The organism is Chryseobacterium echinoideorum (assembly GCF_007474535.1).
GTDB classification, from domain to species: domain Bacteria; phylum Bacteroidota; class Bacteroidia; order Flavobacteriales; family Weeksellaceae; genus Chryseobacterium; species Chryseobacterium echinoideorum.
Genome location: NZ_VKNW01000004.1, coordinates 227,990 through 245,357 on the forward strand (window position 1 = coordinate 227,990; position 17,368 = coordinate 245,357).

At 34.8% G+C, this 17,368-nt stretch carries 17 protein-coding genes; 7 read left to right on the forward strand and 10 right to left on the reverse strand.

From position 1 onward, the window contains the following. Position 1: 1 nt before the first annotated feature. The 8 genes from FOL89_RS07075 to FOL89_RS07110 form a co-directional block, all read right to left on the reverse strand. Positions 2 to 913 carry a relaxase/mobilization nuclease domain-containing protein gene (locus tag FOL89_RS07075; RefSeq protein WP_144282119.1) on the reverse strand — a complete coding sequence of 304 codons (912 nt, stop codon included), beginning with the start codon at positions 911 to 913 and terminating at the stop codon, positions 2 to 4. Then, positions 906 to 1,379, reverse strand: a complete 474-nt coding sequence (locus FOL89_RS07080) for a plasmid mobilization protein (protein WP_144282120.1) — start codon at positions 1,377 to 1,379, stop codon at positions 906 to 908. Before FOL89_RS07080 ends, FOL89_RS07075 begins: the two co-directional genes overlap by 8 nt. Positions 1,380 to 1,639: 260 nt before the next feature. Then, positions 1,640 to 2,611: a toprim domain-containing protein gene (locus FOL89_RS07085; RefSeq protein ID WP_144282121.1), complete on the reverse strand. Its 972-nt coding sequence runs from the start codon at positions 2,609 to 2,611 to the stop codon at positions 1,640 to 1,642. A gap of 286 nt (positions 2,612 to 2,897) precedes the next feature. Beyond that, on the reverse strand, positions 2,898 to 4,067 hold the full coding sequence (locus tag FOL89_RS07090; protein WP_144282122.1) for a VapE domain-containing protein: 1,170 nt from the start codon (positions 4,065 to 4,067) through the stop codon (positions 2,898 to 2,900). A 91-nt stretch (positions 4,068 to 4,158) separates the two neighbouring features. Continuing rightward, the gene (locus FOL89_RS07095) at positions 4,159 to 4,446 is read right to left on the reverse strand and encodes a helix-turn-helix transcriptional regulator (RefSeq protein WP_144282123.1); all 288 of its coding nucleotides are present in this window, start codon (positions 4,444 to 4,446) and stop codon (positions 4,159 to 4,161) included. Positions 4,447 to 4,681: 235 nt separating this feature from the next. Next, positions 4,682 to 5,821, reverse strand: a complete 1,140-nt coding sequence (locus FOL89_RS07100; RefSeq protein WP_144282124.1) for a tyrosine-type recombinase/integrase — start codon at positions 5,819 to 5,821, stop codon at positions 4,682 to 4,684. A gap of 149 nt (positions 5,822 to 5,970) precedes the next feature. Then, a complete protein-coding gene (gene mnmE / locus FOL89_RS07105) occupies positions 5,971 to 7,359 on the reverse strand; it encodes a tRNA uridine-5-carboxymethylaminomethyl(34) synthesis GTPase MnmE (RefSeq protein WP_144282125.1) in 1,389 nt (462 codons plus the stop codon). Positions 7,360 to 7,753: 394 nt separating this feature from the next. After that, on the reverse strand, positions 7,754 to 9,523 hold the full coding sequence (locus FOL89_RS07110) for an aminopeptidase P family protein (RefSeq protein WP_144282126.1): 1,770 nt from the start codon (positions 9,521 to 9,523) through the stop codon (positions 7,754 to 7,756). 353 nt (positions 9,524 to 9,876) lie between these two features. On the opposite strand from FOL89_RS07110, the gene FOL89_RS07115 reads away from it, so the two are divergent. From FOL89_RS07115 to pruA, 5 genes are all read left to right on the forward strand, one after another. Beyond that, positions 9,877 to 10,314 carry a DUF6526 family protein gene (locus FOL89_RS07115; protein WP_144282127.1) on the forward strand — a complete coding sequence of 146 codons (438 nt, stop codon included), beginning with the start codon at positions 9,877 to 9,879 and terminating at the stop codon, positions 10,312 to 10,314. 95 nt (positions 10,315 to 10,409) lie between these two features. Further along, a complete protein-coding gene (locus FOL89_RS07120) occupies positions 10,410 to 10,577 on the forward strand; it encodes a phosphatidate cytidylyltransferase (protein WP_144282128.1) in 168 nt (55 codons plus the stop codon). An 11-nt stretch (positions 10,578 to 10,588) separates the two neighbouring features. After that, positions 10,589 to 11,692, forward strand: a complete 1,104-nt coding sequence (locus FOL89_RS07125; RefSeq protein WP_144282129.1) for a DNA topoisomerase IB — start codon at positions 10,589 to 10,591, stop codon at positions 11,690 to 11,692. 78 nt (positions 11,693 to 11,770) lie between these two features. Then, on the forward strand, positions 11,771 to 12,169 hold the full coding sequence (locus FOL89_RS07130) for a hypothetical protein (RefSeq protein ID WP_144282130.1): 399 nt from the start codon (positions 11,771 to 11,773) through the stop codon (positions 12,167 to 12,169). 91 nt (positions 12,170 to 12,260) lie between these two features. Then, the gene (gene pruA / locus FOL89_RS07135; RefSeq protein WP_144282131.1) at positions 12,261 to 13,886 is read left to right on the forward strand and encodes an L-glutamate gamma-semialdehyde dehydrogenase; all 1,626 of its coding nucleotides are present in this window, start codon (positions 12,261 to 12,263) and stop codon (positions 13,884 to 13,886) included. 145 nt (positions 13,887 to 14,031) lie between these two features. Here the strand turns inward: pruA and FOL89_RS07140 are convergent, their stop codons facing one another. Together FOL89_RS07140 and FOL89_RS07145 are read right to left on the reverse strand one after the other, a co-directional pair. Beyond that, the gene (locus FOL89_RS07140) at positions 14,032 to 14,877 is read right to left on the reverse strand and encodes an ABC transporter permease (protein ID WP_144282132.1); all 846 of its coding nucleotides are present in this window, start codon (positions 14,875 to 14,877) and stop codon (positions 14,032 to 14,034) included. A gap of 2 nt (positions 14,878 to 14,879) precedes the next feature. After that, the gene (locus FOL89_RS07145) at positions 14,880 to 15,782 is read right to left on the reverse strand and encodes an ABC transporter ATP-binding protein (RefSeq protein WP_144282207.1); all 903 of its coding nucleotides are present in this window, start codon (positions 15,780 to 15,782) and stop codon (positions 14,880 to 14,882) included. Positions 15,783 to 16,069: 287 nt separating this feature from the next. On the opposite strand from FOL89_RS07145, the gene hpt reads away from it, so the two are divergent. Together hpt and FOL89_RS07155 are read left to right on the forward strand one after the other, a co-directional pair. Next, the gene (gene hpt, locus FOL89_RS07150) at positions 16,070 to 16,624 is read left to right on the forward strand and encodes a hypoxanthine phosphoribosyltransferase (RefSeq protein WP_089742235.1); all 555 of its coding nucleotides are present in this window, start codon (positions 16,070 to 16,072) and stop codon (positions 16,622 to 16,624) included. 127 nt (positions 16,625 to 16,751) lie between these two features. Then, a complete protein-coding gene (locus FOL89_RS07155) occupies positions 16,752 to 17,330 on the forward strand; it encodes an adenylate kinase (RefSeq protein WP_144282133.1) in 579 nt (192 codons plus the stop codon). Positions 17,331 to 17,368 lie beyond the last annotated feature (38 nt).

A 17,368-nucleotide genomic window follows, 5' to 3' on the forward strand; every position in this document is an offset into this window, starting at 1 on the left:
TTTATCTAAATTTTCGTTTTTTTCGTTTTAATAATTCATCGTCGGGAGCGGTGTACGTTGGTTTTAAAAACTCATCAACCGTTTTTCCAATCTCTTTGGAGATATTGGTTCTTGAAATTTCCGTTTCTTCATTTTCTCGCATTTGCTCAAGCAAGGTTTGAATATGTTCAGCCCTCTCGAAGTTGGAATTCAAAGTTGTCTTGATATCTGCAATTTTCAGTTTGTTGGTAATTTCTGAAAGTTTATAGCCGGGTTTGTATTGTCGTTCGGTTTGGTAGTTGATGTCTTCATATCGCACAATCCGCATTCCCGAAATTCCGTCTTTCACATTTTGTGAAAGAGTTACTCGATAACCTTTTAGATGCATTTTCATTACAAGATCATCGAAGTTTTTAGCGTATTTCAAAGAGTTTGTCAAAGCATAATACATCATCTGTTTCTTCTCTTTTCCAATCTCGATATCTGTTTTCAGATTCAGTTTCTGACAAACTTCTCGGACTGCTTTACCAAAGTTTTCTCCGATTTTGTGTGCGGTAATCGTGTTCTCGCCAAAAGTGTTCACTCGGTTTACAATGAAGTGAATGTGCTTTTGCTTCGTGGAAGAATGAATATCCAAACGAATTTGATTATCATCCGTAACTCCGACTTTTTTTAATGCTCTCAAGGCTAAATCAGTCAGTTCTTCATTTGTCAGCTTATCGCCAATAGATTTCTCCGGAGAGATATATCCTGTTAATGCCCAATTTTTTACATTTTTATTTCTGTTGGCGACTGCTTTCATTTCCTTGAATTGTATTTCGGGATCCTCGCTCAAAAGATTATTGCCGTAAACCATCTCCGCAGTTCCTTTGTCGTTTCCGTTGTATTCCACAGCGATTTTGGAAATTCGTCTTGTGGTTGCACTGTTATTCATCTTCTTGAAATTCCGCTTCCGTTCTTGCGTTCATTTTATTGTAGAGATAATCGTAAATCAGTTTCGTAACAATTTCAACTTCTCTTAGAATCACTTTGGTGTGATCCAATTGTGAAAACTCACTGCGCCGAAACATATTTTTTATTCTGATGAAGTTATTTCCATATTCGAGCAAAGTTTTGTCATCCACAAACTCTTTTATCCTTAGTTCGCCATTTGTAATTTTTAGTCGAGTATATTTTGAAAATTTGAGATTGTATCGCTTCGCTTCTTGTATGGCTTCATCAAACTCTTTTTGGGTCAATCTCGTCGAAACCACTTTGGTGAATTGGTTGGAAGTCTTCTTTTTCAACCCACCTTTTCTGCCAATTTCTTTGAAGTAATTTCTTCGTTTTTCCTGTGCAATTTTCTTTTCTTGTTCTCTTGAAATTTGCTGTACAAATTGTTTTATTTGATCATTTTCCATTTGATATTTTTTTCTTTTCTGAAGCAAAAATTTCTATTTTTTGCTGTTAATATTTTTTGAATTTTGTCTGATTATTTATTGAGATTCTCTTTGAATTTTGATTGAAAATTCCCCTGAATTTCAACTGAAATTTTGTCTGATTTTTTTTCCTAAATCAGCGTTCTGTTTTATAGTTTTCGACGATAGGAGAAAACCAAAATGTTCCAATTTTACGATGATCGGACACGCTTATTGTAAACATTGGGTACTTTTTGCACTAACTATCTGCCGATTTTGCGCGTAGTTATTTTACCGACCTCTTCACTTTCGACACCTGTATCTATTTTACGCAGGTCTGTTTCCTCTATACCTGTATCTATTTTGAGCATGCCACCTGTATCTCTTTTGCGCAAGTTCCCATTGATTAAAAACTCATTTAAGTCCTTGTGATTTTTGAATAAAATCCGTTCGTCAGAAACCTTGGAATTTTGTTTTTTGAGGATTTCGGTAACAGAATCTCCTGTCCTGTCATTGTCCAAAAAGAGTTCAATATTTTGATAATATTCGAGTTGATTTTTGACCTTTGAAATCATCGTAACGGAATTCAATATGATGTAATCCGAAGGTTCTTTTTCGAGTGATTTTTCCAAAATTTTGAATGAAAGATAATCTGCAAATCCTTCAAAAATTCTTAACATATTGGATTGATTATTTATCGAAGTGAGGTCTTTTTTACCAAGACAAAGTTTGATGTATGGATTTCTAATTTCATATCCATCCGAATCGTTTTTGAATCCCAAACCGAAATAATTCCTTCCGTTCAGTTCGTAATGGATTTCTTTGAGTTCGGATTTCAGGGAAGCAAGTTTTCTTGTTTTTAAATATTCAATCAAACTTGGATGTTCCACTTCTTTCATTTCCAAAATCTGATATCCTAATTTTGGTTTAAAATCTTCATTTTCGATTTTCTTCATTGTTGGAATTGAATAATCAAATCTCTTCAGATATTCCAACGCTTCGGAAACTGAACATTTTTTGATGCCTTGAACTAGGGAAACATTATCGTATTTCGCTCCTGTTCCAAAATCAAATGCGGTGTTCTTTTCAAAATTCACCGAAAGACTTGGCGTTTTTTCTTCACGGTCAAATGCAAGATAAAAAGCGGTTCTTCGGTTGTCTTTGCTCGGGAAAAGAGAAAAGCTCTCCAAGATTTCCCTGATACTGATATTTTCGTTGGCTTGTTTGCAATTCATAATGTTGGGATTTTTGTGTTTTGTTTTATAAAGTTTTTTGGTGTTTTTACCTACCTTCTTACCTAAGCCTTTAGCAGAAAGTGTTGAGAGTGATTTGATTGACTTACCTTGACTTACCTTTCTACCTGTATTTTTTAATATTTTTTTATTTCTAAATTCTATTAAAAGGTAACTTTAGGTAAGTCTAAACATCTATTCTTACCTCTTATAAAAGTGTTTATTCATAATGGTTTTAAAGAATTTTAGGTAAGCAGGTAATTAGGTAAGTGGATTTTTAATTATTTTTTCATTCATTTTTTTCATCCTCAATTTTGCGTTTGATCAAGTAGCCATAAACCTGCTTTTTGGAATGCTTTATTCTTTCAAAATTTAAGGCGGTCAATGCTTTCCCGATTTTTACATTGTTCATCCGAACTCCTAAAGCATTGCTCATTGCAAGCATAATTTCGGTTGCGGTGAGGAAATCGTTTTTGTTTTCTGATTTTTCAAAATGGGAGATGAGGATTTCCTGTTCCAAACTGACCTGTTTGAATTTCTCGTTTCGTTTTTCATTCTCAATAAGGTCTTCTGCAGTGAGTTCAGGATTGTAATTTTTCCTTTCAAAAGCATTATAGTATGCTTGAGCCCATATTTGATTGATGTTGATTTCTTTGGAATAGCCAAAATCAATTTCCAATACCTCAAAAATGATCCATCGAACGCTTCCTGTTTCATCAGTCAAGAAATCGGAACGATTGGTCGAACCACAGAATGACGAAGTTCTAAACATCAACGACGATTTTCTGTCATAAGGCAATCTTGCATTCACGGTATTCTTAGAAATAAACGCCTTCAAAATATTGACATCCGTTTTGGACATCACCGAAAGTTCATCGATATTGATGATGAAGTTTTTGCAAAGCGCAATGAGTCCGTCCTTGTCCACACCAATATCTTCGGTGTAGTATTTCTCCAAACTTGGCGGAATCAGGAATCTCAAAAAACTTGTCTTTCCACTGTTTTGCTTCGTATTGTAGAACACGAAACATTGTTTGTTGATGTAGCCTCTTTTCAATGCACAAAAGACAGATCTTGTCAACCATTTTTCAAAATGGATTTGGAAGGGTTCCGTGTCCGTAGTCTTGACAAAGCTTATCAATCGTTGGATGTGGTTTTCACCGTCCCATTTTTCAAGGTTCTGAAAATAGTTCTCGAATGGATTGAAAATCGAAATCAAATGGCTTCGCATCAATATTTCAAGTTTGTTGAAAGCGATATTGATTCCTGCCTGAGTGAGTTCGATGTACAGAGAGTTTAAATTCAATTCCGTCCAATCGCCATTCTCTGTTTTTATCTCGAATTCATGAGCAATTTCGTTGAAGCGGAGTTGGTATTTCTTTGCAAGGTATTTTCTGATACGATCGAATATCGTATTGGTAGCTGTATCCACTTGATACAACTTTTTTTCGGTCTCCATAAAGTTTAGGATATACCAAAACCGAGCAAATATTTTAGTATATTTGCATCAGTTTCAAGGTGAAACAAAAATTGAGAGCATAACTGGCGGGTTATGCTTTTTTCTTTTTGAAAGCAAATTCTATTGCTTCAGCTTGGATTTCATCAGTGGATTTTTCGCTATTAGACAATAACCATTCGTCTATCCTTTGGCGTTCAAAAAATAGAACTTTACCGTTCGGTTTTGAAAATGGGATAAGATTGCCGTGTACGAGTTTATAGATATACGATTTTTTGAATCCAGTATAATCTGACAATTCCTCGACATTAAGAATTGGTTTTAAACCGAAAATGTGCTTTTCTATCCGACTGAGTTTTTGTAAAATAATTTCGTTTTCCATTGCTTACATTTTGTTTAATTTTATGAAGCAAAGGTCTATATAGAAAACTATAATTACAATACAATCAATGGGTTGTGGGCTAAAAAAGATTAAATTAGATGAGTTTGGAATGTGAAAAGTCTAAATAAGAATAATTTAGATTAGTTTAGATGATGAAGACCAAAATAGTACAAAACGAAGCAAATGGATTCAGATAAATTCAATATTTTGATTGAAATGACAGAAAAAAACTACACTATATTTCAAGTTTCAATTTTGGAATGAGTTCCGCAGCTTCTTTATTTTTCTTATCTACAATCTTAGCATAAATTGCAGTAGTCCTGATTTCTCTATGTCCTAACCGTTTTGAAACGGTGTAAATATCCGCTCCATTTTCAAGCAATAGAACCGCATTGGTATGACGAGCACTGTGAAAAGTGATATGTTTGGTTAAACCTGCACGAACGCTCCATCTTACAATTTCGTGGTTAAATACTGCTCCATACTTCAATCCAATAAAAACTCTTTCTTTTGGTTCTCCACGTTTACCGAGTAATTCTCTTGCTTGTTCTGAAATATATAAATACTCAACACCGTCCGTTTTTTCCTGTCTAAAATTAACTTTAAAACCGTCTTCTTCATCTCTCACTTCAGACCAAGTTAATGTATTGATATCACTCCATCGTAATCCACTTAAGCATGAAAATAAAAATGCCCTTTTTAACACATCATATTTGCAATATGCTTTTGCAAGGCTTTCTACTTCATTAAAAGTTAAGTATTCTCGCTGACTTTCTGCTTGATCAAACGATTTTACTTTGCTTCCGTAATTAATGGAAATATACCCTTCATCAAAAGCACTTCTGAGAGCTGCTTTTACTTTATTAAAATAGGAATATTTTGAATTTTGTGAGAGATCCAAATTGCTTTTAGTTTTCGCTTCATTTTCAAAATAGTTTTTGACACGCTTTACAAAATCTTCATCTATATCGTCAAAAGTTAGATTAGGAGAAATAAACTTTTTTAGATGTTGAAAAGCAGAAAACCAGTTTCCATAATTATTGGAACTGTCTGCTTTCATTTTCTCTTCAGTCATTTCACCAAAGTAATTTAAAAATGTTCTTTTAGATTTAGATTTATTCTTAATATCAAATCTACCTTGCACATATTCCGATTGTCTAATTGCTAGAATGCTTTCTGCCAATGCGAGGGTTTCTTTGTTATGCCTTTTTTCTTCTGCAGTTTTGGGGCTCTTGTAAATATAAATCTTAAGATTTTCGAAATCCCTTATATGTCTTCTTTTTCCGTCCGCAGAAGTTTCTGAACCTTTATAGTATTCCACAAACAAACTAACTTTACCACCTTGTATATTTCTTTTATATAGTGAGATTTTCATAATGTAGTACGAATGTACTACGTTTTGATATGATGTAGTACTACGCTGGTACAAATATAGAAAAAAAAGGTTAACATCAGAAAAAATAAATTATTTAATTATCTGATAATCAAACATAAGATTACAAAAGAAATCAAAAGAAACGTAAATTATTTGCCGATACAAAACTTAGAAAAAATATTTCCCAAAACCTCATCATTCGTAAACTCTCCTGAAATTTCGCCGAGGTATTCCAAAGCGTAGCGAAGTTCGTATGCTAATAATTCTGTAGAGATGTTTCCGGAGATGGCATCTTCCACTTTTTTTACGGATTCCAGAGATTTTTGCAGGGCTTCATAATGACGTTGATTAGTGATGATCGTATTTTCCTGAGTTTCCAGATTCTGAATATAATCTGAAAGTTCTGATTTCAAAGCCTCAATTCCGGTTTGTTTTTTGGCTGAAATACCTATGATCTGGGTCGTATAATCAGGGAAAAGAGCAGAACTTAGCTCTCTGTCAAATTCATTCTCAAAATAACCATTCTGAAGATCAATTTTATTATGAAGAAGAATGATTTTCAGATCCTTACGATAAAATTCCTTTATAAAATTAATCACTTCCTGAGGTGTGGAATCTGTCTCATCATACAGATACAGAAGGATTTTTGCAGTCTCTATTTTTTCTTTGGCTTTTTTCACGCCGATTTCTTCAATCAGATCAGTCGTTTCACGAATTCCTGCCGTATCTATAAAACGAAAAGCTGTGCCTTTGATGTGCAAAACTTCCTCAATAGTATCCCTTGTTGTTCCTGCAATATCAGAAACGATGGCACGTTCTTCTTTCAGTAAAGCATTCAGAAGCGTAGATTTTCCGGCATTCGGTTTACCGATGATGGCTACATCTACTCCATTCTTAATGGCATTTCCGTATTGGAAACTGTCGATTAATGAACGTAATTTTTCTTCGGTTTTTTTCAGCAGTGTTTTCAGGGCAGTACGGTCTGCAAATTCAACATCTTCTTCCGCAAAATCAAGTTCTAACTCTATAAGAGAAGTAAAATTGAGCAAATCTCCACGCAAAACAGATATTTCATTGGTAATTCCACCCTTTAACTGATTTAAGGCAACTTTTCGGGAAGCTTCATTTTCAGAAGCAATCAAATCAGCAATGGATTCTGCCTGAGAAAGGTCGATTCTGCCGTTCATAAAGGCCCGCATGGTAAATTCGCCTGCTTTTGCCATTCTTGCTCCATTTTTGATCAGAACTTCAAGAATTTTTTTGGCAATGTGAGGGGAACCATGAAAGGAAATTTCTACAGAATCTTCTGCGGTAAAAGTTTTTGGCGCTCGGAAAACCGATATCATAATCTCATCAATCATCTCTTCCCCATCTATAATGAAACCATAATGGACAGTGTGGGAATCAGATTTCTCAAGATTTTTTCCCTGAAAAACTTTATTGGCAATTTCAAAAGCCTGGTTTCCCGAAACTCTTATAATTCCGATTGCTCCTATTCCGTTGGCTGTTGCCAATGCGCAGATGGTATCCTGATTCATGCTACAAAATTAAGGAAATTTCAGCTGTAAAATGTTTAATATTAAAAGTTAGAAGTACTAAAGGTAAACTCAGCTACTTTAATGCGTTCATTTTTTAAGGAAGCCGGGAACCTGCTTTCACTACTCGCTTTTTTGCACCCTTTCTTTATCCTTTCTGCAAAAAGAGCTCAGACATGCCGTTCAATCAGGGCTAAACTTCATCCCCAAAAACAAAACAATCACCTTCGAAAAGATGATTGTAAAAATTAATTATACTTTTATTGGGCTTAATTCTGCAAAAATAAATTCTTTAATTTAATAAAATATCAGGGTTTTTGCTGAAAAAAAGCAAGCTATTTCCATTAAAAGCACTTTCACAAGCTCAATGTCATATTATAATGTCTACTTACCTCAATTAAATCGGACTGACTAATTCCAAAAACCATTCTTTCACTTCACCTTCCAGATGCGGAGCAAGTTTTTCTTCGCAGGTTTTATGATAAGCATTCAGCCAGTTGATCTCTTCTTCAGAAAGAATTTCTTTCACAATAGTATCTTTAAAGAACGGGCAAATCGTTAAAGTTTCAAACTCATAAAAAATTCCGTTACTTGTTGTTTCAGCTTCTTTTACCGCAATCAGATTTTCATGACGGATTCCGTATTCGCCTTCTACATAATATCCCGGCTCGTTAGAACAAACCATTCCTGTTAAAAGTTCCTGAGGATTCATATCTTTTCTGATGTTCTGCGGACCTTCGTGTACATTCATGAAACTTCCAACACCGTGTCCGGTACCGTGATTGTAATCTTTTCCGTTCATCCACAAAGGAAGTCTTGCAATGGCATCAAGCTGCACCCCTTTTGTTCCTTTTGGGAATTTCACCATTGATAAACGAATCATTCCCTGTAAAACCAATGTAGAATTGATTTTAAACTCTTCCGAAACAGTTCCTAAAGCCAAAGTTCTTGTTATATCCGTCGTTCCTTCCAGATATTGACCTCCTGAATCTACCAAAATACTGGCTTCGTTGGTTACCTCATTGCTTCCTTCCGGTTTTGCAGAATAGTGAATCACAGCACCGTTATTTTTATATCCAATAATGCTGCTAAAACTTTCGCCTACAAAATTCTGTCCTGCAGCACGGAATTCCCGCAGCTTTTCGCCAATAGAATATTCATTCATCGCTTCTTTTCCGGCATTGTGAGTCAGCCAGTACAGAAATTTCACCATCGCCACTCCGTCTCTCACCATTACTTTTCTGAAACCTTCCAGTTCAGTTTCATTTTTTTGAGCCTTCATAAGATTTCCCGGAGGAGCAGCTTTTATAAATTCATTATCAATTTTCAGCGATTCAAAAATCGACTGATTGCTGTTGGGTGAAACTAAAACCTTCTCGTTTTTGATTGTCTTTAAATGCTTATAAAATTCTTCGTAAGGCATCATTTTCACAAAAGATTCATCTAGTTGCTTTCTGGCTTCCACTTCCATTTTTTCAAGCCCTGTAAACAAGATAGCGTCATTTTTAGTAATGATAATATAACCAAGGAATACAGGATTGCTTTCTACATCGCTTCCTCTCAAGTTTAAAGTCCACGCTACATCATCAAGACTGGAAATGATATGAACTGTAGCTTCCATTTCTTCCATTTTCTGGCGGATGGCAGAAATTTTATCGGTTACAGATTTGCCTGCTCTTTCTACAGGGTGTGTAAAAACAGGATTCTGCGAAGGAGTTCCGCGGTCTTTCCAGACTTCCTTTAATAACGGAAGATCTATTAGCTGAATATTTTTTTCGTTAAATCTGTAATGAAGCATTTCCCAATTAGCATGAGAAGTAGCCAAAGCATTTACCGCCACTTTTCCGTTAGCAGGAATTTCAGAAATAATCCAGTCAATATAATGAGGTGTTCCTTCCATACCATCTTTAAAAAGATCAATTCCCGAACCTGCCAATTCTACAGGAGCTTGTGTAAAGTATCTTCCATCCGTCCACAAACCTGCTCTATCTTTTGTAATTACCACAAAACCAGCCGAGCCCATAAAACCTGAAAGCCATGCTCTTTCCTGCCATTCCTGAGGTAAATATTCACTCATGTGAGGATCTGCCGAATAAACAATAAATGCATCTACATTATTTTTCTGCATTTCTTCACGAAGCGCAGCTACTTTATCTTTTGAAGTCATTTTAATTTATTTATTATTTAAGAACGGAAAGTTACGGATTTTTAAGATTTGCGGATAAACGGAAAGGTTAAAATATATACAAAGTTTATGTGTTGCTGATAACGGAAGCGGCCTTTGATTAAAACATCATATTAAGTTTTTCTTTTTTTTGGTACATTTCTTTTTAAGAAAACGCATCATCGTTCAGAGATGAGATTACTTCCAGCATCTGTCTTTCTATTTCTTTTAAAGTATAGATAAAATTAAAAAAATTTGGAAAGGTTATTGCTACTACACCTCTATATTTCGCTGTGATATAAAACTTACAGAGATCACATGACTGACTAAACCATAAAAAAATAACAATACAATATATGAACACCCAAAATTATCAGAATCACAGAAAATTTTATCTACCACATCACTTTATTTATCTTCCGCTGTTACTGGTGTTACAGGTTTACGGCATTTACAAAGCTCTGAAAAATGATGAAAACCAACTTGTATGGATTTTATTTTCAGTTGTTATTTTTCTGCTGCTGTACTTATCTATTATGGTTCGTCAGCATTATGCTTTAGGATTACAAAACCGTCTGGTAAGACTAGAATTTAAGCAAAGATATTTTGAGCTTTATGGAATAAGATCAGATGAAGCAGAAGAAAAACTAAGCTTCGGACAGATTGCTGCACTGCGTTTTGCTTACGATGATGAATTTAAGGAACTCCTGAACAAGGCTTTAATAGAAAAAACTTCTGGTGATGAAATAAAAAAAGCCATTAAAAATTGGAAAGGAGATTACCACAGAATTTAAATTATTAAATCAATAAAATTTTATTATCTGGAATAAATAACGATTATCATACACCCAATCAACCTGACTAAATTAAAACAATAAAATATTTACCTATGAAAAAATTAACACTATTCAGTATTACCGTAATGAGTTTGATGCTTTTAACAAGTTGTGAAGCAGTAGAAACTATTTTCAAAGCAGGAATGTGGTGGGGAATCATTCTGGTTGTCGGAGTTATAGGATTATTACTATGGCTATTTTCTAGGGGTAGAAACTCTTAACCAATATTTTTATGAATCAGCCGGAATTAGAAATCATTTCTCATCTGAAGCCTTCAAAAATCATTAAAATTATGAAAGATCCGGTGGCTTCTGCAAAGGCGGTAAACCTTATCTATACCTCTGATGCAGAAACTGCCGGTATTATCCGAAAAAAAAGAGGAAAGAAATTTCAGTATTTTAAAGACGGAGAAAAAATCAAAAATAAGGAAGAGATTACCAGAATCAACAAACTCGTAATTCCTCCAGCATGGGAAAACGTATGGATCTGTGCTTTAGACAACGGTCATCTTCAGGCGACTGGTCTGGATGCCAGAAAAAGAAAGCAGTACCGTTATCATCCGTTGTGGAGTGCTTTGAGAAATCATACTAAATTTTACCGTATGCTCCAGTTTGGATATGCTTTGCCGGAAATACGTCTTCATCTTGAAAAAGATCTGGCTCTGAGAAATTTTGAAAAAAGAAAGATTTTAGCTCTAATCGTAAGTCTGATGCAGCGTACTAATATTCGTATCGGAAACAACATCTACGAAAAACTGTACGGATCTTTCGGACTTACAACTCTGAAGGGGAAACATGTTAAAATCGAAGGGCAGAAAATAAGATTTTCATTTAAGGGAAAAAAAGGAGTAATGCATGATGTAAGTCTTAAAAGCAAACGCCTTGCAAAGCTGATTATGAAATGTAAAGAGATTCCCGGCAAAGAACTTTTTCAGTATCTTGACAAAGAAGGAAACAGACATACAATTGACTCCGGAATGGTCAACGAATACATTAAAGAAATCAGCGGAGAAGATTTTACTGCAAAAGATTTCAGAACATGGTCGGGAACTGTAAATGCGCTTATTGCCTTCAAGGAAATCGGCTACGCAGAAAATAATAAAGAGTACAAGAAAAAAGTAAAAGAAGCTCTGGAAATTGTGGCCGAACATCTGGGAAATACGAGTACTGTGTGCAGAAAATACTATGTACATCCTTTGGTTATTAATCTTTATGAAAATAACACCATCAAGAAATACCTTGATGAACTGGAAGTTATTGAAGAAAATGACGGTAAAGCAGACCTTACCCACGAAGAAAAACTGGTTCTGAAAATTTTGGAAACAGAGAAGATGTAAGGAAAAATTCTAATATCTAAAATCATTATTACTCTATTATTAATTTTTGATGTATTTTTGGGTGGTAACCATTTTATGATGAACTTTCCAATAATTAATATATCTGCTGAAAAATGGGATGTAGGATATCTGCTTGAATATATTATTTTTGATGAATTTATATATTCTGATGACGAATCAATATTTAACCAATTTTATAGAAATCAACATTTTATTGATTGTGACGGAAATATCTTTATTCCTGTTGGAAAATATGAATTGCAAGGAAAATGGAGACACTGGTTACGATTCATTCCCAATGTATGGAAGCGAGAAATTATTTTTCAATCAACCAGAAAAAGCTGGTCAGTTGAAAAATTGCGAAAATATTTAATTGACCGAGTTTCAGAATTAGAAAAGAATAAGCATAGTGAAAAATGGCTGTCAGATTTGAGAGCAGCTAAAAATCATTCAGAACTGATAAACGGAAATCAATAATCAAAGATAATAGACTATTCATACTTTATAACATAATAAATTTTAAAATGTTGTAAATTTGTAAAAAAGCAAAAACAAACAATACAACGATATGTCAAAAGCAATTTCGCAAGTACCATTTGCAGTAAATGAGCCGGTAACTTCTTACGAACCGGGATCATCAGAAGTAAAATCACTTCTCGCTACTTACAAAAAAATGTGGTCTGAAAAGATTGAAATTCCAATGATTATTAATGGAAAAGAAGTAACCACAGGAGACAAAGTTCAGTTACAGTCTCCGCAGGATCATGCTCATGATTTCGGTTTTTATCATAAAGGAACTATGCAGCATGTGGATGATGCCATCAATGCAGCTTTAGCTGCAAAAAAACAATGGAACGAACTTGGCTGGGAACATCGTGCAGCGATTTTTCTGAAAGCAGCAGATCTTCTAGCCGGACCATACAGAGATGTCATCAATGCAGCAACCATGATCGGACAGTCTAAAAATGTTCATCAGACTGAAATTGATGCCGCTTGCGAATTCATAGATTTTCTGAGATTCAATGTAGAATTTATGACAGAAATGTATTCTGAGCAGCCGATTTCTGATGCAGGAATCTGGAACAGAGTAGAATACAGACCTTTAGAAGGTTTCTGCTTTGCGGTAACTCCGTTCAACTTTACAGCGATTTCAGGGAATTTACCAACTTGTATGGCAATGCTTGGAAACGTAGTGGTTTGGAAACCTTCTGACAAGCAGATCTATTCTGCAAAAGTAATCATGGATGCTTTGACTGAAGCAGGACTTCCTGCAGGCGTGATCAACATGATTTTTACAGACGGAAAAGAAACTGCGGAAAAAGTTTTAGCACACAGAGATTTTGCAGGACTTCACTTTACAGGATCTACCAAAGTTTTTCAGGGAATGTGGAAAATGATCGGAGACAATATTCACAATTACAGAACCTATCCAAGAATCGTAGGAGAAACGGGCGGAAAAGATTTCGTAATCGCTCATCCGTCTTCAAACGTAGAAGCAGTTGCAACAGCTTTGGTAAGAGGAGCTTTTGAATATCAGGGACAAAAATGTTCTGCAGCTTCCAGAGCTTACATTCCGAAATCTCTTTGGGCTGATGTGAAAAAAGTAATGGAAACTCAGATTTCTTCTATAAAAGTAGGTTCTCCTGAAGATCCTTCAAACTTTGTGAATGCCGTAATTGATAAAAATTCTTTCGAAAAATGTAAAGGATATATCGACAGAGCCAATGCTTCCACCGAAGCCGAAGTAATCATCGGTGGAAAATGTGATGATTCTAAAGGCTGGTTCGTACATCCAACTGTAATTGAAACCAAAAATCCTCAGTATGAAAGTATGGTAGAAGAAATCTTCGGTCCAATTTTATCTGTTTACGTTTATGAAGACGAAAAATGGGCTGAAACTCTCAAATTGGTAGATTCTTCTTCTCCATATTCATTAACCGGTTCTGTTTTTGCGCAGGACAGATATGCTGTGAATGAAGCTTTCAAAGCATTGGAAAATGCATCCGGAAACTTTTACATCAACGACAAACCAACCGGTGCTGTAGTCGGTCAACAGCCTTTCGGCGGAGGAAGAGCATCCGGAACAAACGACAAAGCAGGTTCTAAAATGAATTTACTGAGATGGACTTCCGTAAGATCAATTAAAGAAACTTTTGTTTCGCCAAAAGATCATAAATATCCATATCTTGGGTAATAAATTATCATTAATAAATGATTTAATAAAGCCTCGGAATTTCGGTTTCGGGGCTTTTGCTTTAATAATTTCGCTGAAAGGATTAAATGAAAAAAAGTGACTCCAGTAAGGAATCACTTTTTATTTGAACAATATTTAAAAAATTTTACCAGTCTCTTTTCTTTAGAATCAGATAAGATCCCAAAATAAATAAGCCGCACCAAACCAAACAGGCAATCAGACTATCAATCGGATAGGTAAACTCGTATTTCAAACCTAAGGCTTTAGCCATATTTAGTCTCAACATCGGATTAGGAATTAAACTTGACATACTTTCCAGAGGCAGTAGTTTACTAATAAAAAAGTCATTCTGAAGAATTTCATTTCGTTCTGCCGCCTGTGTTCCTTTTACTTTCATAAAGGTTTCAATTCCGCCAATGATACTTTCACCAACCCACAAGACAAAAAACGCCAAGAATACAAACATTGATTTTCTCAAAAGTATAGACAGAAACATCAGAAAGCAGAAGAAAGTAAATAGCTTAAGAAAATAGCTTCCGATAAAATACATTTCTTCATAGATTAAGGCTGAATCTGTTTTTGTAGAATAATTTAATCCTAAAAATAACGTAATCCCAAAAACAAGAACAGTAGAAATAATCGTAAAAACAGTAATAGTGAGAAGCTTCGAGCCGATAAACTCCTCTCTGCTCAAACCGTCTATTGTGTTTTGCTTAAACATTCTGTTGCTGAATTCCTGACAAATAGAAAATACGATGATAAAACCAAGGAAAATTTTAAGCAAAGCCACCGTCCAAGTCGTGAAATTCCAGATTTCAGGAAAGTTATACATTCCCTGCTCTTTCAGGTTAATGGTACTTCCAAATAATTCAAGATCTGCCAAACCCATAAAAAGGAAGATAATCAGGATGGCAAAATATATGATTGTAAAGACCTTAAACGGAGTATAGTTAAGGTTTTTATAGTATTCTAATTTTAATAATTTCATCATGATTAGTTATTGTTTTTTACAAGTTCAAGGAATTGATTTTCAAGAGATTTCTTTTTCTTTGCCAAATGAGAAAGGTAAATACCTTTTTCGGCAAGTTTTTGATTGAGGGCAGAAGCCGAAATTGAAGCATCATCACGGATATAAGCTTTAATGATATCCCCTTCAGCAGAAACAGAGCTGAACCATTTCAATTCTTCCAAGGCACTCAAAAGGACGGTATTTTGATCTGCTTTTAATTCAAAAAAGCCCTGATTGCTGGTCATTTCATCTACTCTTCCGGAATAGATCGAATTTCCTTCTTTCAAAACAATCACATGGCTGCATATTTTTTCTATCTCGTCCAAAAGATGACTTGCAATAATAATCGTAATTCCCTGCTTCGCAATACTTGCGATAATTTCTCTGATCTGGATAATTCCTTCAGGATCCAGTCCGTTGGTGGGCTCATCCAGAATCAGAACTTCAGGATTATTCAGCAAAGCTGATGCTATTGCCAAACGCTGCTTCATTCCCAGAGAAAAAGTTTTAAACTTGTCTTTTTTTCTTTCTAAAAGCTTAACGGTATTCAGCACTTCATCAATTCTTGATACGGGAGTTCCTTTGATTTCCGCAACAATTTTCAAGTTAGTTTCTGCGCTCAGATACGGATAAAAATTAGGCTGTTCTATGATTGCCCCGATTTTTTTCAGTGTTTCCGGATCAGTTCCTTTTTTGCCAAACCAAAACCAGTCACCACTTGTAGGATTAATAGTGGAAAGCAGCATTCCGAATGTTGTAGATTTTCCACTTCCATTGGGACCGAGAAGCCCGTACACATTCCCTCTTTCTACATCGAAAGAAATATTGTTTACCACTACTCTTTTGAATTTTTTTGTCAGATTCTTTACTGATAAAACTTTTTCCATGTAAATTGAGTTATATCTAAAAAGTCTCATATTTACATCGTTTGTTACAAAAAATGCAAATTATTATCAATAATTAAAAAAGCCATATTCTTAAGATAAAAGCGCATTATTCAGAATATCTTTGATTTGAGGCTTATCTTTAGATCAGGCATTTTAAATTAAAGCTGTTTACTGATTAAAATTAAGCTTAGCCAAACACTTTACAGGTAAGTCTATAAAAACTGCAGTACTCAACGCTCTTATTTTTTAATCAAAAAAACGTAACTTTGCAGCCTACGAAAAATTTTATGGAAAGTATTCAAGTACACGACAAAACTTTTGTACCCTATTTAAAGGACGCCGAAATTCAGGAAATCGTAAAAGCAACCGCTTTAAAAATATACGAAGACTACAAAGATGAAACACCTGTTTTCATTGGAGTTTTAAATGGTGTCATCATGTTTTTTTCAGATCTTTTGAAACATTATCCGGGTCCTTGCGAGATTGCATTTATCCAGATGAGTTCTTATGCAGGAACAGAGTCTACCGGTATTGTTTACCAGAAAATGGAACTTACCAAAGATGTAAAAGACCGCCACATTATTCTGGTAGAAGATATTGTGGATACAGGAAATACGGTTGAAAGTCTTTTCAAATATTTTAAAGAAACACAGCGTCCGAAGTCAGTAAAATTAGCTTCATTTTTATTAAAACCTGAAGTATATAAGAAAGATTTTAAGCTTGATTATATCGGAAAAGAAATTCCGAACAAATTTGTTCTAGGCTACGGATTAGATTATGATGAGTTGGGTAGAAACTTACCGAATTTGTATCAATTGCAAGACGGACAAATCAATCATTAAATTGCTATTAGCTTTTAGCTTTTGGCTATTAGCTTTTAAAAATTATATCTAAATAAAAAGTAATTATTAATTTAAAAATGCTAAGAGCAAGAAGCCAACAGCCAATTGCCAACAGCGAAACCACATTATGATAAACATTGTTCTGTTTGGTCCTCCGGGAAGCGGAAAAGGCACACAAGCTCAAAATCTGATTGAGAAATTTAATCTGAAGCAGATTTCAACAGGCGATCTTTTCAGATTCAATATGAAAAATGATACTGAACTTGGAAAACTGGCAAAATCTTACATCGACAAAGGAGAGCTGGTTCCGGATCAGGTAACTACAGATATGCTGATTGATGAGATCAGAAAACCTACTGATGCAGCAGGATTTATTTTTGATGGTTATCCGAGAACAGCAGTTCAGACAGAAGCTTTGGAAAAAATTGTAAAAGAAGAGCTGAATGATGAGATTGATGTTTGTCTTTCTTTAGTTGTTGAAGATTCAATTTTAGTTGAAAGGCTTCTAAAAAGAGGTGAAATCAGCGGAAGATCAGACGACAGCAATGTAGAAATCATCGAAAACAGAATAAAAGAATACTACACAAAAACAGCAGAAGTAGCCGAGTTGTACAAACAACAAGGAAAATATGTAGAAATCAACGGTGTCGGAGACATCAACGAAATCTCTGAAAAACTTTTTGCTGAAGTAGAGAAAGTAAAATAGTTAAAAGTTATGAGTGATGGGTTATAGTTTTCCAATTC

Coding starts and splice junctions, on each gene's coding strand:
- FOL89_RS07075 (WP_144282119.1), bottom strand. CDS start 913: ATGAATAACAGTGCAACCACAAGACGAATTTCCAAAATCGCTGTGGAA.
- FOL89_RS07080 (WP_144282120.1), bottom strand. CDS start 1,379: ATGGAAAATGATCAAATAAAACAATTTGTACAGCAAATTTCAAGAGAA.
- FOL89_RS07085 (WP_144282121.1), bottom strand. CDS start 2,611: ATGAATTGCAAACAAGCCAACGAAAATATCAGTATCAGGGAAATCTTG.
- FOL89_RS07090 (WP_144282122.1), bottom strand. CDS start 4,067: ATGGAGACCGAAAAAAAGTTGTATCAAGTGGATACAGCTACCAATACG.
- FOL89_RS07095 (WP_144282123.1), bottom strand. CDS start 4,446: ATGGAAAACGAAATTATTTTACAAAAACTCAGTCGGATAGAAAAGCAC.
- FOL89_RS07100 (WP_144282124.1), bottom strand. CDS start 5,821: ATGAAAATCTCACTATATAAAAGAAATATACAAGGTGGTAAAGTTAGT.
- mnmE (WP_144282125.1), bottom strand. CDS start 7,359: ATGAATCAGGATACCATCTGCGCATTGGCAACAGCCAACGGAATAGGA.
- FOL89_RS07110 (WP_144282126.1), bottom strand. CDS start 9,523: ATGACTTCAAAAGATAAAGTAGCTGCGCTTCGTGAAGAAATGCAGAAA.
- FOL89_RS07115 (WP_144282127.1), top strand. CDS start 9,877: ATGAACACCCAAAATTATCAGAATCACAGAAAATTTTATCTACCACAT.
- FOL89_RS07120 (WP_144282128.1), top strand. CDS start 10,410: ATGAAAAAATTAACACTATTCAGTATTACCGTAATGAGTTTGATGCTT.
- FOL89_RS07125 (WP_144282129.1), top strand. CDS start 10,589: ATGAATCAGCCGGAATTAGAAATCATTTCTCATCTGAAGCCTTCAAAA.
- FOL89_RS07130 (WP_144282130.1), top strand. CDS start 11,771: ATGAACTTTCCAATAATTAATATATCTGCTGAAAAATGGGATGTAGGA.
- pruA (WP_144282131.1), top strand. CDS start 12,261: ATGTCAAAAGCAATTTCGCAAGTACCATTTGCAGTAAATGAGCCGGTA.
- FOL89_RS07140 (WP_144282132.1), bottom strand. CDS start 14,877: ATGATGAAATTATTAAAATTAGAATACTATAAAAACCTTAACTATACT.
- FOL89_RS07145 (WP_144282207.1), bottom strand. CDS start 15,782: ATGGAAAAAGTTTTATCAGTAAAGAATCTGACAAAAAAATTCAAAAGA.
- hpt (WP_089742235.1), top strand. CDS start 16,070: ATGGAAAGTATTCAAGTACACGACAAAACTTTTGTACCCTATTTAAAG.
- FOL89_RS07155 (WP_144282133.1), top strand. CDS start 16,752: ATGATAAACATTGTTCTGTTTGGTCCTCCGGGAAGCGGAAAAGGCACA.